A 13,746-nucleotide genomic window follows, 5' to 3' on the forward strand; every position below is an offset into this window, starting at 1 on the left:
CAAGCATCGACATGTTTCACCCTGCGGCCAGGAGAAATCCGTGGCAGGCTCAACCAAGGCTTACGGACCAAAAGGATAGTCATGAAATTTCTTTGCGCTGGCAGCGACCTGCCCGAAGCCGGCAGCCGGGGTTTTCTGCTCGATGGCGTAAAGCTCTTCGCCGTGCGCCGTGAGCAGCGGGCTTATGTCTACAGCAACCGTTGCCCGCACCGGGGCGTCGCGCTGGAGTGGCAACCCGATCAGTTCCTCGACCCCAGTGCCAGCCTGATCCAGTGCGCCACCCATGGCGCACTGTTCCTGATCGAAAGCGGCGAATGCGTGGCCGGCCCTTGCGCCGGCCAGTCACTGCAAAGCATCGACTGCCACGAGGACAGCCAGGGGATCTGGGTCGAGCTCTAGAGCCGTACCTCAAGACGTCGGTCGATACATACCTCTTGGGCCGTCAGGCGCACGCCATAGGCCAGTACCTCGACGCCAGCCGCCACCGCCTCGCGCAGCGCCGCAGTGTAACCCGGGTCGATTTCCTCCGCCGGGCGTACCGCATCGATGCCCGATAGATTGACGCAATACAGCTGCACTGCCCTGATCCCCTCGCGGGCCAGGCTCGCCAACTCGCGCATGTGCTTGGCCCCACGCTGGGTCACCGCATCGGGAAATGCAGCGACCGTCGAACCATCGAAGCCCAGGGTGACACTCTTGACCTCAACGAATGCCGGACCCTCTGGAAAGTCGAGACGAAAATCCACACGGCTGTTTTCCTGCCCATACGCCACCTCGCGCTTGAGCTCGGTAAAACCACGCAATTCGCTGATCACCCCGGCATGCAATGCTTCTTCCACCAAGCGGTTGGCCCGCCCGGTATTCACGCAAGCCAGCCGGCCCTGCGGGGTTTCGCTGATTTCCCAGGTCCCTGGCAACTTGCGCTTGGGATCGTTCGAGCGACTGAACCACACCTGCCCCCCCTCCACCATGCAGTTGAACATGGAGCCGGTATTGGGGCAGTGGATGGTCAGTTGCTCACCATGGAGGGTTTCGATATCGGCCAGAAAACGCTTGTAGCGACGTAACAGGCGCCCCTCTTCCAGGGGAGGATCGAAACGCATCAGCCTTGCCAGCTCTGCAGGCCGCGGGCAACTCGCTCCACCGCTTCCTGCAAGCGCTCCAGGCTCTGGGTATAAGCGAACCGCACATGGTGTCCCGCCTGGTGGCGACCGAAATCCAGACCTGGCGTGAAAGCCAGGTGCTCGGTTTCCAGGAAATGCCGGCAGAAGGCAAAGGCATCGCCACCAAAGGCGCTGATATCGGCATACAGGTAGAAGGCCCCTTCAGGCTCCACGGCGATACCGAAGCCCAACTCGCGCAGGGCCGGCAGCAGGAAGTCACGACGGCGTCCGAACTCGGCGCGCCGTTCTTCCAGGATGTCGATGGTCGCGGGTTCGAAACAGGCCAGGGCGGCATGCTGGGCTATGCTCGGGGCGCTGATGTAGAGGTTTTGCGCGAGCTTCTCCAGTTCGCCGATCGCGGCTTCGGGCGCCACCAGCCAACCCAGGCGCCAGCCGGTCATGCCGAAATACTTGGAAAAACTATTCAGGACGAAGGCACTGTCATCCACTTCCAGGACGCTGGCCGCATCGGTGCCGTAGGTCAGGCCATGGTAGATCTCGTCCACCACCAGGTGGCCGTTGTGCGCCTTGACCGCCGAAGACAAGCCAGCCAGTTCGTCACGACTGAGGAGCGTGCCGGTGGGGTTTGCCGGAGAGGCCACCAGGGCACCGACGCTGTCCTGGTCCCAGTAGCGCTCTACCAGGTCCGGGGTCAGTTGGTAGCGCACATCCGGACCGACCGGAACCAGTTGCGCCGCCCCTTCCACCAAGCGCAGGAAATGCCGGTTGCAAGGATAGCCCGGGTCGGCCAGCAACCAGTGCTTGCCGGGGTCCACCAGCAAGCTGCTGGCCAGCAACAGGGCACCGGAACCGCCAGGGGTGATCATGATCCGCTCGGGATCGATATCCAGGCCGTAGCGCTGCTGGTAGAAGCCAGAGATCGCCTTGCGCAGCTCGGGGATGCCACGGGCCGCTGTATAGCGAGTCTTGCCGGCGCTCAACGCGGCCTGGCCAGCCTTGATGATGGGTTCGGCGGTGGTGAAGTCCGGTTCGCCGATCTCCAGGTGAATCACATCATGCCCAGCGGCCTGCAGCTCGTTGGCCCGGGCCAGCAAAGCCATGACATGGAAAGGTTCGATAGCGCGACTGCGCGCACTGTAGGGCAGAGCCATTAGCCTTCCTTCATCCAAGGGGAGCAAAAATTCGATTCTACCCATGCTCGCAGGATTAGGGAGAACCCGGGAGTACTCCGGTGCTCTTTGGCCCAGGTCCAATCGAATTAAACGGAACCCGCAGCGTTGGCTAAAATCAATGATTGAATGAAGCGGTCATAAAGCCATGTCAGACTTTTCTCCGCCCATAGGCCAGGCAGGACAAAGGCTCGACAACCGGGAGTAGCGCGCTCAGGTTTGATCTGGTAAGTTCGCCCGCTTGCAGTCGCAGGGCCGGCAACTGTCGGAGATGGAGCAATCCTGCGCAATGGATTACAAGAGTAGAGGCGGTCCATTCATGCCCACCCAAGCAAAGCAACAGATTCAATCGATCAGCGGTTTTGAACCTTATGTTGAGACTGCGGGCGAAGAGTACATGGGCAAGCCCATGCGCGAGCACTTCACCAAGATCCTGAACAAGTGGAAGCAGGACTTGATGCAGGAAGTCGACCGCACTGTTGATCACATGAAGGACGAGGCTGCCAACTTCCCCGATCCGGCCGACCGTGCCAGCCAGGAAGAAGAATTCAGCCTCGAACTGCGCGCCCGTGACCGTGAGCGCAAGCTGATCAAGAAAATCGACAAGACCCTGCAACTGATCGAAGACGAAGAGTACGGCTGGTGCGAGTCCTGCGGTGTCGAGATCGGTATCCGGCGCCTCGAAGCCCGCCCTACCGCCGACATGTGCGTAGACTGCAAGACCTTGGCAGAAATCAAGGAAAAACAGGTCGGCAAGTAAGCGCCGGCCTGGACCAGAAACGGAGCGTAAAAACGCTCCGTTTTTGTTTCTGCCTCCTCCTTTTCGCCTCCCCCGCATGAACGATCCTGCTCGCCAATGGCAGTAGCTACCAACGCCATCGCCACCAGGGGACCAGAGCAAGTAACATCCGCGCCATGACTGCCTCTTCCTATATCGGGCGCTTCGCCCCCACTCCCAGTGGCTACCTGCACTTCGGCTCATTGGTCGCCGCCCTGGCCTCCTACCTGGATGCCCGCGCCGTCGGTGGCCGCTGGCTGCTGCGCATGGAAGACCTGGACCCACCCCGCGAAGAACCCGGGGCCCAGTCGGCGATCCTCAAGGCCCTGGAAAGCTATGGCTTCGAATGGGATGGCGAAATGATCCGCCAGAGCGAACGCCACGATGCCTATGCCCAGGTCCTGGATCGCCTGTTCAACCAGGGGCTGGCCTACGCTTGCACCTGTTCGCGCAAGCAACTGGAGCCCTACCAGGGCATCTACCCAGGGCTGTGCCGCAACCTCGGACATGCCCAGGATGACGCGGCAATACGCTTGCGGGTACCTGAGCTCGAGTATCACTTCATCGACCGGGTCCAGGGCCAGTTCCGCCAGCACCTGGGGCGGGAGGTGGGAGACTTCGTGATTCGCCGTCGCGACGGGCTCTATGCCTACCAACTGGCCGTGGTGCTCGACGATGCCTGGCAGGGGATCACCGATATCGTGCGCGGCGCCGACCTGCTGGACTCCACCCCGCGCCAGCTCTATCTGCAGGAACTGCTGGGCCTGCCCCAGCCACGCTACCTGCATGTGCCGCTGATCACCCAGCCGGATGGCCACAAGCTCGGCAAATCCTATCGTTCGCCGCCACTGACGGAAGACCAGGCCCCGCCGCTGTTACTGCGCGCCCTAAGGGCCCTGGGCCAGAAACCACCAGCCGACCTGGCCGATGCCAGCGTGGCGGAAATCATGAGGTGGGGAATCCATCACTGGGACGCGTCGCTGATTCCGCGCACACTGAACGTACCGGAAGCGCAATTGAACTGACGCCACTTGCAGGTTGGCGCCCATCCGTTACCATCGCCGCACGTTTTCGGGCACGCACACAATAAAGAGAGGCCGAGATGTACATCTATCGCTTGGTCCTGCTCCTGGTAGTGGGGATCTATCTGTTCTCCCCCGCCATCATGGATTGGTGGATCGATGCTACTGGCGCCTGGTATCGCCCGTATCTGCTCTGGCTGATTCTGATCGTCGTGACCTTCATCCTGCAGAGTCAAAAAGATGCCGATGAGCTTTAGCCTGACCCAGATGATCCTGGCCAGCGCCGCCTATCTACTGGTGCTGTTCGGGGTGGCCTGGATCAGCGAGCGCGGCATGATCCCGCGCTCGATCATTCGCCACCCGCTGACCTACACCCTGTCGCTGGGAGTCTATGCCAGCGCCTGGGCCTTCTACGGCACCGTGGGCCTGGCCTACCAGTACGGCTACGGCTTCCTTTCCAGCTACCTGGGAGTATCGGGGGCCTTCCTGCTGGCGCCCGTACTGTTGTATCCGATCCTCAAGATCACCCGCACCTACCAACTGTCATCCCTGGCCGACCTGTTCGCCTTCCGTTTCCGCAGCACCTGGGCCGGCGCACTGACCACTATCTTCATGCTGGTGGGGGTATTGCCGCTACTGGCCCTGCAGATCCAGGCGGTGGCCGACTCCATCGGCATCCTGACCCATGAGCCGGTGCAACATCGGGTGGCCCTGAGCTTCTGCGCACTCATCACACTGTTCACTATCTTCTTCGGCTCACGGCACATCGCCACCCGGGAAAAACACGAAGGCCTGGTGTTCGCCATCGCCTTCGAGTCGGTGATCAAGCTGATCGCCATCGGCAGTGTCGGCCTGTACGCGTTGTACGGGGTGTTCGACGGGCCGCAACAGCTGGAGCTATGGCTGCTGCAAAACCAGACCGCCCTCGCGGCGTTGCATACCCCCCTGCAAGAAGGCCCATGGCGCACACTGCTGCTGGTGTTCTTCGCCTCGGCGATCGTCATGCCGCACATGTACCACATGACCTTCACCGAAAACCTCAACCCCCGCGCCCTGGTCAGCGCCAGTTGGGGCCTGCCGCTGTTCCTGTTGCTGATGAGCCTGGCAGTACCGCTGATCCTCTGGGCCGGACTCAAGCTTGGCGCCACCACCAACCCGGAATACTTCACCCTGGGTATCGGCATTGCCGCCAATAGCCCGGCCCTGGCACTGATGGCCTATATCGGTGGGCTCTCGGCGGCCAGTGGCCTGATCATCGTCACCACGCTGGCCCTCTCGGGGATGGCCCTGAACCACCTGGTACTGCCGCTTTACCAACCACCAGCGGAAGGCAATATCTACCGCTGGCTGAAGTGGACCCGCCGGGCCCTGATCGTCGCCATCATCATGGCCGGCTATGCCTTCTACCTGCTGCTGGGGGCCGAGCAGGACCTGGCCAACCTGGGGATCGTGGCGTTCGTCGCGACCCTGCAATTCCTGCCTGGAGTGCTCTCGGTCCTGTACTGGCCGACCGCCAATCGCCGGGGCTTCATCGCCGGTTTGCTGGCCGGGATCCTGGTGTGGATGGTGACCATGCTGCTGCCGCTGATCGGCAACCTGCAAGGGTTCTACATCCCGCTGCTGAACATGATCTACGTCCTCGACGACACCAGTTGGCACATGGCAGCCATTGCCTCGTTGGCAGCCAACGTCCTGATGTTCACCCTGGTCTCGTTGTTCACCAATGCCAGTTCCGAGGAGGCCAGCGCCGCGGAAGCCTGCGCAGTGGATAACGTACGCCGCCCTCAGCGTCGGGAACTGCACGCGGCATCGCCCCAGGAGTTCGCCACCCAGCTGGCCAAGCCCCTGGGTGCCAAGGCTGCACAGAAGGAAGTGGAACAAGCCTTGCGCGATCTCTACCTGCCTTTCGATGAGCGCCGACCCTATGCCCTGCGGCGCCTGCGCGACCGGATCGAAGCCAACCTCTCAGGCCTGATGGGCCCCAGCGTTGCACAGGACATGGTGGAAACTTTCCTGCCCTACAAGGCTGGCGGCGAGAATTACGTGACCGAGGACATTCACTTCATTGAAAGCCGGCTCGAGGACTACCACTCGCGCCTGACCGGTCTGGCTGCCGAGCTCGACGCCCTGCGGCGCTATCACCGGCAAACCTTGCAAGAACTGCCGATGGGTGTTTGCTCCCTGGCCAAGGACCAGGAAATCCTGATGTGGAACAAGGCCATGGAGGAACTCACCGGGATCCCTGCCCAGCACGTGGTGGGATCGCGCCTGGGCACCATCGCCAACCCCTGGAAAGACCTGTTGCAAGGCTTCATCGACCTGCCGGACGAGCACTTGCACAAGCAGCACCTGGCCCTGGACGGCCAGACGCGTTGGTTGAACCTGCACAAGGCCGCGATCGACGAGCCCTTGGCTCCAGGCAATAGTGGGCTGGTGCTGCTGGTGGAAGACCTGACCGAGACCCAGACCCTGGAAGACAAGCTGGTGCATTCAGAACGACTGGCCAGCATCGGGCGCCTGGCCGCCGGGGTGGCCCATGAGATCGGCAACCCGGTCACCGGCATCGCCTGCCTGGCGCAGAACCTGCGTGAAGAGCGTGAAGAAGACGGCGAGCTGACGGAAATCAGTGGGCAGATCCTCGAACAGACCAAGCGCATCTCGCGCATCGTCCAATCCTTGATGAGCTTTGCCCACGCCGGTAGCCACCAGCACAACGACGAAGCGGTGTGCCTGGCGGAAGTGGCCCAGGACGCCATTGGCCTGCTGGCATTGAACCGACGCAATTTCGAGGTGCAGTTCTTCAATTTATGCGATCCCGACCACTGGGTCGATGGCGACCCCCAGCGCCTGGCCCAGGTCCTGATCAACCTGCTGTCGAACGCCCGTGACGCCTCTCCTCCCGGTAGCGCCGTACGCGTCAAGAGCGAGGCTTTCGAGCACACGGTAGACCTGATCGTGGAGGACGAAGGCAGTGGCATTCCGAAGAACATCATGGACCGATTGTTCGAACCGTTTTTCACCACCAAGGACCCAGGGGAAGGCACCGGACTGGGCCTTGCACTGGTCTATTCCATCGTTGAAGAGCATTATGGACAAATCACCATCGACAGCCCGGCCGATCCACAGAGCCAGCGCGGCACCCGTATCCGAGTGACCTTACCGCGCCATGTCGAAGCGACGTCCGCTGTGAACTGAGACCGTCGAGAGAATTGAATCAATGCCGCATATTCTGATCGTCGAAGACGAAACCATCATCCGCTCCGCCCTGCGACGCCTGTTGGAACGCAACCAGTATCAGGTCAGCGAAGCCGGCTCAGTGCAGGAAGCACAGGAACGCTTCAGTATCCCCACGTTCGATCTGATCGTCAGTGACCTGCGCTTGCCTGGTGCCCCGGGTACCGAGCTGATCAAGCTCGGCCAGGGCAAACCAGTACTGATCATGACCAGCTACGCCAGCCTGCGCTCGGCCGTGGACTCGATGAAAATGGGCGCGGTGGACTATATCGCCAAGCCTTTCGACCACGATGAAATGCTCCAGGCCGTGGCGCGGATCCTGCGGGATCGGCAAAACGTCGAGCAGATGACGGCCGAACGCCCGGCAGGCAAGACCGGCACTGGGACCGAAAAGGCCGGGAACGCGAACGGCGAGATCGGCATCATCGGCTCCTGCGCACCGATGCAGGATCTGTACGGCAAGATCCGCAAGGTCGCGCCCACCGACTCCAACGTCTTGATCCAGGGCGAGTCCGGGACCGGCAAGGAGCTGGTAGCGCGGGCACTGCACAACCTGTCCAAGCGGGCCAAGGCCCCCATGATCTCGGTGAACTGTGCCGCCATTCCGGAGACCCTGATCGAATCCGAGCTGTTCGGCCACGAGAAAGGCGCATTCACCGGCGCCAGCGCTGGTCGGGCCGGCCTGGTGGAAGCAGCCGATGGCGGCACCTTGTTCCTCGACGAAATTGGCGAACTGCCTCTAGAAGCCCAGGCGCGCCTGCTGCGCGTACTGCAGGAAGGTGAAATTCGCCGCGTCGGCTCGGTACAGTCGCAGAAAGTCGACGTACGCCTCATCGCCGCGACCCACAGGGATCTGAAGAGCCTGTCGAAGATCGGCCAGTTCCGCGAGGACTTGTACTATCGCCTGCACGTAATTGCCTTGAAGTTACCGGCCTTGCGCGAGCGCGGCGCGGATGTGAATGAAATCGCCAACGCTTTCCTGGCCCGCCAGAGCGCACGTATCGGCCGCACGGACCTGAAATTCTCCGCCGATGCCGAACAGGCGATTCGACATTACTCATGGCCGGGTAACGTGCGTGAACTGGAAAACGCGGTGGAGCGCGCAGTGATCCTGTGCGAAAGCCCAGAGATTTCCGCGGACCTACTGGGTATCGATATCGAATTGAGTGATCTGGAGGACGACGACTTCGTCAGCCTGGCACCCCAGCCAGGGGCTACCAGCCACGAGCCGACCGAAGATCTGTCACTGGAAGATTACTTCCAGCATTTTGTCCTGGAACACCAGGACCACATGACCGAGACCGAATTGGCCCGCAAGCTGGGCGTCAGCCGCAAATGCCTGTGGGAGCGACGTCAGCGCCTGGGCATTCCACGTCGCAAGAGTGGCGCGACCAGCGAAAGCTGATACCTGCACAACCTGGATGAGGTAACGCCGGGTTTGTGAAAAAAACTGTTACCCCTGTAAGGGGACGTAACAAAAGCCGGGGCTAAAGGTAACGAAGCCCCGGTTTTTTTTGTCTTGAAAAAACCTGCCCGACCCGTTTAACCCCTTGTTTTATTGGGGTTTGCAAAAGTTGGCACGGCACCTGCTATATGTTTGGTACAAGAACAATAACAAGCACTGCACAAGACAATAAAAATAAGACGAATCGACTCACGCATAACAAAAACAACACGGCGGAGGCGCAGCTAACTGATTCTTTTGAAGAGGCGTTGTATTTGGGGCGTGCCCCACAACCAGGCTGAGAACAACAAAAACTGCCCTAAAGCAGAGCCTGAACTGGTTGGATCGAAAGATCATTGCAACTCAGCGATCAAAGCAATCCGTTTGCTCTTGGCTCCCGATTGGGAGGGTCACTCTGGACAAACCAGGTGACGAGGGCGTTAAACAAAAACAAGAAGCCCGAAATCGAATAATAAAAACAGAGCACGCAACTATTCTGGGGGAGCTTCGGCTCCCCTTGTGGTTTCTGGAATTTGCTCTGGCTCTCCTGGCGGCACAAACCAATAGTCTTGTGCACAAGTCGCGGCAGCTTCCTACACCATCCTTCGACTAAATGCTAGAATCACCGCCCATCATGCGGTCATTCTTCGTTTTTGGCCGAACATTCCTTCAAACAGTGCATCCCATGCTGAAGAAGCTGTTCCAGTCATTCCGTTCTCCCGTACGTCGTACGCAACACAAACGCAGCACCCCTGAAGTGCTCAATAGCAGCCAGCACTCGCTACAACGTGCTCAATTCAGCCGGTATGCGGTGAGTATCGTCGAGCGCCTGCAGAACGCCGGTTACCAGGCCTACCTGGTAGGTGGCTGCGTGCGCGACATGCTGCTCAATATCACTCCCAAGGACTTCGACGTCGCCACCAGTGCCACACCGGAGCAGGTCAGGGCCGAGTTTCGCAATGCGCGGATCATCGGTCGTCGCTTCAAGCTGGTGCATATCCACTTCGGACGCGAGATCATCGAGGTCGCGACCTTTCGCGCAAACCATCCGCAAAACGAAGACGAAGAGGACAACAACCAGTCCTCGCGTAACGAAAGCGGGCGGATCCTGCGGGACAATGTCTATGGCACCCTGGAAGAAGACGCGCAACGCCGCGACTTCACCATCAATGCCCTGTACTACGATCCGGTCAGCGAGCGGATCCTCGATTACGCCAATGGCGTCCATGACATCCGCAACAACCTCGTGCGCCTGATCGGCGACCCACGCAAGCGCTACCAGGAAGACCCGGTACGCATGTTGCGTGCCGTGCGCTTCGCGGCAAAGCTGAACTTCGGCATCGAGAAACACACTGCCGCGCCGATCCGCGAACTGGCCCCCATGCTGCGGGAAATTCCTTCGGCACGCCTGTTCGAAGAAGTGCTCAAGCTGTTCCTTTCCGGCCACGCTGCCGACACCTTCGAAATGCTGGTGGACCTGCAGCTGTTCGATCCTTTGTTCCCGGCTAGCGCCGAGGCCCTGGAATACAACCCGACCTATACCCATACGCTGATCAGCGAAGCCCTGATCAACACCGACCTGCGGATCAAGCAGAACAAGCCGGTGACCCCTGCCTTCCTGTTCGCCGCCTTGCTCTGGCCCGCCCTGCCCGCTCGAGTGCTGCACCTGCAAGAGCGCGGCATGCCGCCAATCCCGGCCATGCAGGAAGCCGCCCACGAACTGATCGCCGAACAGTGCCAGCGCATAGCCATTCCCAAGCGCTTCACCATGCCGATCCGCGAAATCTGGGACATGCAGGAACGCCTGCCACGGCGCAGCGGCAAGCGGGCCGACCAGTTACTGGATAACCCACGCTTTCGCGCCGGCTACGACTTCCTGCTGCTGCGAGAAAGCGCAGGCGAACAGACAGAAGGCCTGGGCGAATGGTGGACCGACTACCAGGACGCCAACGACTCCGAACGCCGTGACATGATCCGCGACTTGAGCGGCAAGGACGATACAGCCGGCGCCCCACGCAAGCGTCGGCGCAGTGGCGGCGCCAAGCGCAAGCGCACTGGTTCTTCGGACGCCTAGTGATGGAGCGGATCTACATCGGCATGGGCAGCAATCTGGCTGCCCCTGAAGAACAACTGCGCAGCGCCGTCGAAGCGCTGGCGCAGTTACCGCAAAGCCGGCTATACGGTGTATCGGCGTTCTACCAGAGCGACTCCCTGTTGCCTGGGCAACCTCGCTACACCAATGCCGTGGCAGCGCTGGACAGCACTCTGCCCCCTCTGGCCCTGCTCGATGCCTTGCAAGCCATCGAAAACCAGCAAGGTCGCGAGCGCAATGAGCGCTGGGGCCCCCGGACCCTGGACCTGGACATCCTGCTGTTCGGTGATCGACTGATCGATGAGCCGCGCCTGAAAGTCCCCCACTACCATATGCAGGCACGCCCCTTTGTCCTTTATCCCTTGGCCGAGTTGGCTCCTGCCGACCTGCAATTGGCCGATGGCCGAACCTTGCAGGAACTGCTCGCGGCCTGCCCATTTGTCGGCCTGGAGCGCCTGGCCTGATCGCTGAAACGCATCAGTAACGCGGGTAACACCAGCGGCGTAACAATGCGGTAACACATCTAATTGACTTCCAGGGTTCTCCTCACGACTATAGGCGTCCCGTTGCCGCCATCAAGGCGCTAAAGGGCGCAATTCAAGTGAGGCTTGTTCGCGGCACCCTCAGGAAACGCCAGGCAGAGGCAGTTATGCAACGGCGGATCAACCGCTGCCAGCCGCCCTCTTCCACGCACAGCATGCTGTGCTCATGCTCCACAGGTGAATCCCGGGACCGCTTTCACATCGCTTGGAACCAGGCTGTATAAGCACGACAAAAGACCGTGCGCCTGAACAACGAAGAATCACGCGCGTTACTCGCAGTAGTTTCCAAAGCGCCTGAATGAGGACCCCTTTTCATGCCAGATATCACGTTGACCACCCTGCAAAGCCTCAAGCAGAAAGGTGAAAAGATCACCATGTTGACCTGCTACGACGCGACCTTCGCCCATACCTGCTGCGAAGCCGGCGTCGAAGTCCTGCTGGTCGGCGACTCCCTGGGTATGGTCCTGCAGGGGCACGACAGCACGCTACCGGTCACCAATGCCGACATGGCCTATCACGTCGCAGCGGTGAAGCGCGGCAACAGCGGGGCACTGATCCTCGCCGACCTGCCTTTCATGTCCTACGCCACCACCGAGCAGGCACTGCACAGCTCGGCCCAGCTGATGCAGGCCGGTGCGCACATGGTCAAGATCGAAGGTGCAGCCTGGCTGGCCGACTCGGTCCGCCTGCTGAACGAACGCGGTGTTCCGGTTTGCGTTCACATGGGGTTGACCCCACAAACAGTGAACGTACTAGGTGGTTACAAAGTCCAGGGACGCAACGAGAACCAGGCCCGACAAATGCGCGCCGATGCCATCGCCCTGGAACAAGCCGGCGCGGCGATGCTGCTGCTGGAGTGCGTACCCAGCGAGCTGGCAGCGGAAATCACCCAGGCCGTGAAGATCCCGGTCATCGGTATCGGTGCCGGTAGCGCCACCGACGGCCAGGTGCTGGTACTCCACGATATGCTGGGCCTGTCCCTCACCGGCCGCTCGCCCAAATTCGTCAAGAACTTCATGGCAGGCAAGGACAGTATCCAGGCTGCGCTGAGCACCTATGTGCAAGAAGTCAAAGCCGTCACCTTCCCTGGCGCCGAACACGGATTCTCCGCATGAACACTGTCAAGACAGTCCGTGAACTACGCGCAGCCGTCGCGCGCGCGCGTAGCGAAGGCAAGCGCATCGGCTTCGTGCCGACCATGGGCAACCTGCATAGCGGCCATGCCGCCCTGGTGGCCAAGGCGGCCCAGCGTGTCGATTTCGTGGTCGCCAGTATCTTCGTCAACCCGTTGCAGTTCGGCGCCGGCGAAGACCTGGACAAGTACCCGCGCACCCTGGCTGCCGACCAGGAGAAACTGCTCCAGGCCGGCTGCCACCTGCTGTTCGCCCCAAGCGTCGAGGAAATGTACCCCGACGGCATGGCCGGGCAGACCCGGGTCAGCGTTCCCCAGCTCTCGGACGGCCTGTGCGGTGCCAGTCGCCCAGGACATTTCGAAGGCGTGGCCACAGTGGTCAGCAAGCTGTTCAACATGGTGCAGCCCGACCTTGCCGTGTTCGGCCAGAAGGACTACCAGCAACTGGCGGTCATTCGCGCCCTGGTGCATGACCTGAACATGCCGATCCAGATCATCGGTGAGCCGACGGTACGTGCCGCCGACGGCCTGGCACTGTCCTCGCGCAACGGCTACCTGAGCGAAGAACATCGGGCTATCGCTCCGGTGCTGTATCGCAGCCTGAGCCAGATTGCCCAGGCGATCAGGGAGGGTGAGCGCGACTACCCCAAGCTGCTGGCCGAACAGCAACGCCAACTGGAGGCGGCAGGACTGCGCCAGGACTACCTGGAGATCCGCCAGGCCCAGAACCTGCGCCCCGCCACATTCGAAGACCGTGACCTGGTGATCCTGGTCGCGGCCTACCTGGGCTCGACCCGACTGATCGACAACCTGCACCTGAACCTCGACGCGCCAGCCTGAGCGGCCGATTGCCCGAACCCCAAGCTTCGGGCAAACTGCCGCCGGCCGGGGCCTGTAGACAATTCTACAGGCCCCGATCGAGAATCTGGCCCAGCCAGTATCCAGGTCATGCCAACCGTATAGCCCAGATCCAGATCGACCAGCCCCAATCCCGTTTCTTAACACTCAAAGCCTGCATGCTGCCTGCTCGACCCGGCCTGTACGAAAATTGTGCCGACCGCAAGTCGGACAAAACCAAGACAGAACAGCACGCCGGAGTTACTGTTGCCCTCCCGGATGATTAATCGAATCAGCACCGGACGGAGCAAATGAAAGTCCTTGGGCCATATCGGACTTCTGGGGCTTTTCAGTGTCCAAAAGGCAGTTCAA

The 13,746-nt window shown here is 60.9% G+C and carries 12 protein-coding genes; 10 read left to right on the forward strand and 2 right to left on the reverse strand.

What is annotated here, in order from left to right:
* Positions 1 to 81 precede the first annotated feature (81 nt).
* Positions 82 to 399: a Rieske (2Fe-2S) protein gene (locus ATY02_RS31190; protein WP_068575509.1), complete on the forward strand. Its 318-nt coding sequence runs from the start codon at positions 82 to 84 to the stop codon at positions 397 to 399.
* Here the strand turns inward: ATY02_RS31190 and sfsA are convergent.
* Together sfsA and ATY02_RS31200 are read right to left on the reverse strand one after the other, a co-directional pair.
* A complete protein-coding gene (sfsA, locus tag ATY02_RS31195) occupies positions 396 to 1,103 on the reverse strand; it encodes a DNA/RNA nuclease SfsA (protein ID WP_068575510.1) in 708 nt (235 codons plus the stop codon). The two genes, ATY02_RS31190 and sfsA, sit on opposite strands and share 4 nt — an antisense overlap.
* Complete coding sequence (locus tag ATY02_RS31200) at positions 1,103 to 2,275, reverse strand: pyridoxal phosphate-dependent aminotransferase (protein WP_068575511.1); 1,173 nt, start codon at positions 2,273 to 2,275, stop codon at positions 1,103 to 1,105. Before ATY02_RS31200 ends, sfsA begins: the two co-directional genes overlap by 1 nt.
* Before the next feature lie 337 nt (positions 2,276 to 2,612).
* Between ATY02_RS31200 and dksA the strand changes: the two genes are divergently transcribed.
* The 9 genes from dksA to panC all read left to right on the forward strand — a co-directional run bounded on the left by dksA (position 2,613) and on the right by panC (position 13,377).
* Positions 2,613 to 3,053 carry an RNA polymerase-binding protein DksA gene (gene dksA, locus ATY02_RS31205; protein WP_011063504.1) on the forward strand — a complete coding sequence of 147 codons (441 nt, stop codon included), beginning with the start codon at positions 2,613 to 2,615 and terminating at the stop codon, positions 3,051 to 3,053.
* A 155-nt stretch (positions 3,054 to 3,208) separates the two neighbouring features.
* Positions 3,209 to 4,096, forward strand: coding sequence for a tRNA glutamyl-Q(34) synthetase GluQRS (gluQRS, locus tag ATY02_RS31210; protein ID WP_164487311.1), 888 nt, complete (start codon positions 3,209 to 3,211; stop codon positions 4,094 to 4,096).
* Positions 4,097 to 4,173: 77 nt separating this feature from the next.
* Positions 4,174 to 4,350 carry a hypothetical protein gene (locus ATY02_RS31215; protein ID WP_003176118.1) on the forward strand — a complete coding sequence of 59 codons (177 nt, stop codon included), beginning with the start codon at positions 4,174 to 4,176 and terminating at the stop codon, positions 4,348 to 4,350.
* On the forward strand, positions 4,334 to 7,288 hold the full coding sequence (locus ATY02_RS31220) for a sensor histidine kinase (protein WP_164823729.1): 2,955 nt from the start codon (positions 4,334 to 4,336) through the stop codon (positions 7,286 to 7,288). The genes ATY02_RS31215 and ATY02_RS31220 overlap by 17 nt, the downstream gene beginning before the upstream one ends.
* Positions 7,289 to 7,310: 22 nt before the next feature.
* Positions 7,311 to 8,732, forward strand: coding sequence for a sigma-54-dependent transcriptional regulator (locus ATY02_RS31225; RefSeq protein ID WP_068575514.1), 1,422 nt, complete (start codon positions 7,311 to 7,313; stop codon positions 8,730 to 8,732).
* Between the two features lie 724 nt (positions 8,733 to 9,456).
* Complete coding sequence (locus tag ATY02_RS31230) at positions 9,457 to 10,845, forward strand: polynucleotide adenylyltransferase PcnB (protein WP_068575515.1); 1,389 nt, start codon at positions 9,457 to 9,459, stop codon at positions 10,843 to 10,845.
* Positions 10,846 to 10,847: 2 nt separating this feature from the next.
* The gene (gene folK, locus ATY02_RS31235) at positions 10,848 to 11,327 is read left to right on the forward strand and encodes a 2-amino-4-hydroxy-6-hydroxymethyldihydropteridine diphosphokinase (protein ID WP_068575516.1); all 480 of its coding nucleotides are present in this window, start codon (positions 10,848 to 10,850) and stop codon (positions 11,325 to 11,327) included.
* A 392-nt stretch (positions 11,328 to 11,719) separates the two neighbouring features.
* Complete coding sequence (panB, locus tag ATY02_RS31240; protein WP_068575517.1) at positions 11,720 to 12,520, forward strand: 3-methyl-2-oxobutanoate hydroxymethyltransferase; 801 nt, start codon at positions 11,720 to 11,722, stop codon at positions 12,518 to 12,520.
* On the forward strand, positions 12,517 to 13,377 hold the full coding sequence (panC, locus tag ATY02_RS31245) for a pantoate--beta-alanine ligase (RefSeq protein WP_068575518.1): 861 nt from the start codon (positions 12,517 to 12,519) through the stop codon (positions 13,375 to 13,377). The genes panB and panC overlap by 4 nt, the downstream gene beginning before the upstream one ends.
* Positions 13,378 to 13,746: the final 369 nt, after the last annotated feature.

The sequence above is a fragment of the Pseudomonas sp. BIOMIG1BAC genome, from assembly GCF_001705995.2.
GTDB classification, from domain to species: domain Bacteria; phylum Pseudomonadota; class Gammaproteobacteria; order Pseudomonadales; family Pseudomonadaceae; genus Aquipseudomonas; species Aquipseudomonas sessilinigenes.

Coding starts and splice junctions, on each gene's coding strand:
- dksA (WP_011063504.1), top strand. CDS start 2,613: ATGCCCACCCAAGCAAAGCAACAGATTCAATCGATCAGCGGTTTTGAA.
- panC (WP_068575518.1), top strand. CDS start 12,517: ATGAACACTGTCAAGACAGTCCGTGAACTACGCGCAGCCGTCGCGCGC.
- folK (WP_068575516.1), top strand. CDS start 10,848: ATGGAGCGGATCTACATCGGCATGGGCAGCAATCTGGCTGCCCCTGAA.
- ATY02_RS31190 (WP_068575509.1), top strand. CDS start 82: ATGAAATTTCTTTGCGCTGGCAGCGACCTGCCCGAAGCCGGCAGCCGG.
- gluQRS (WP_164487311.1), top strand. CDS start 3,209: ATGACTGCCTCTTCCTATATCGGGCGCTTCGCCCCCACTCCCAGTGGC.
- ATY02_RS31215 (WP_003176118.1), top strand. CDS start 4,174: ATGTACATCTATCGCTTGGTCCTGCTCCTGGTAGTGGGGATCTATCTG.
- ATY02_RS31220 (WP_164823729.1), top strand. CDS start 4,334: ATGCCGATGAGCTTTAGCCTGACCCAGATGATCCTGGCCAGCGCCGCC.
- sfsA (WP_068575510.1), bottom strand. CDS start 1,103: ATGCGTTTCGATCCTCCCCTGGAAGAGGGGCGCCTGTTACGTCGCTAC.
- ATY02_RS31225 (WP_068575514.1), top strand. CDS start 7,311: ATGCCGCATATTCTGATCGTCGAAGACGAAACCATCATCCGCTCCGCC.
- ATY02_RS31200 (WP_068575511.1), bottom strand. CDS start 2,275: ATGGCTCTGCCCTACAGTGCGCGCAGTCGCGCTATCGAACCTTTCCAT.
- panB (WP_068575517.1), top strand. CDS start 11,720: ATGCCAGATATCACGTTGACCACCCTGCAAAGCCTCAAGCAGAAAGGT.
- ATY02_RS31230 (WP_068575515.1), top strand. CDS start 9,457: ATGCTGAAGAAGCTGTTCCAGTCATTCCGTTCTCCCGTACGTCGTACG.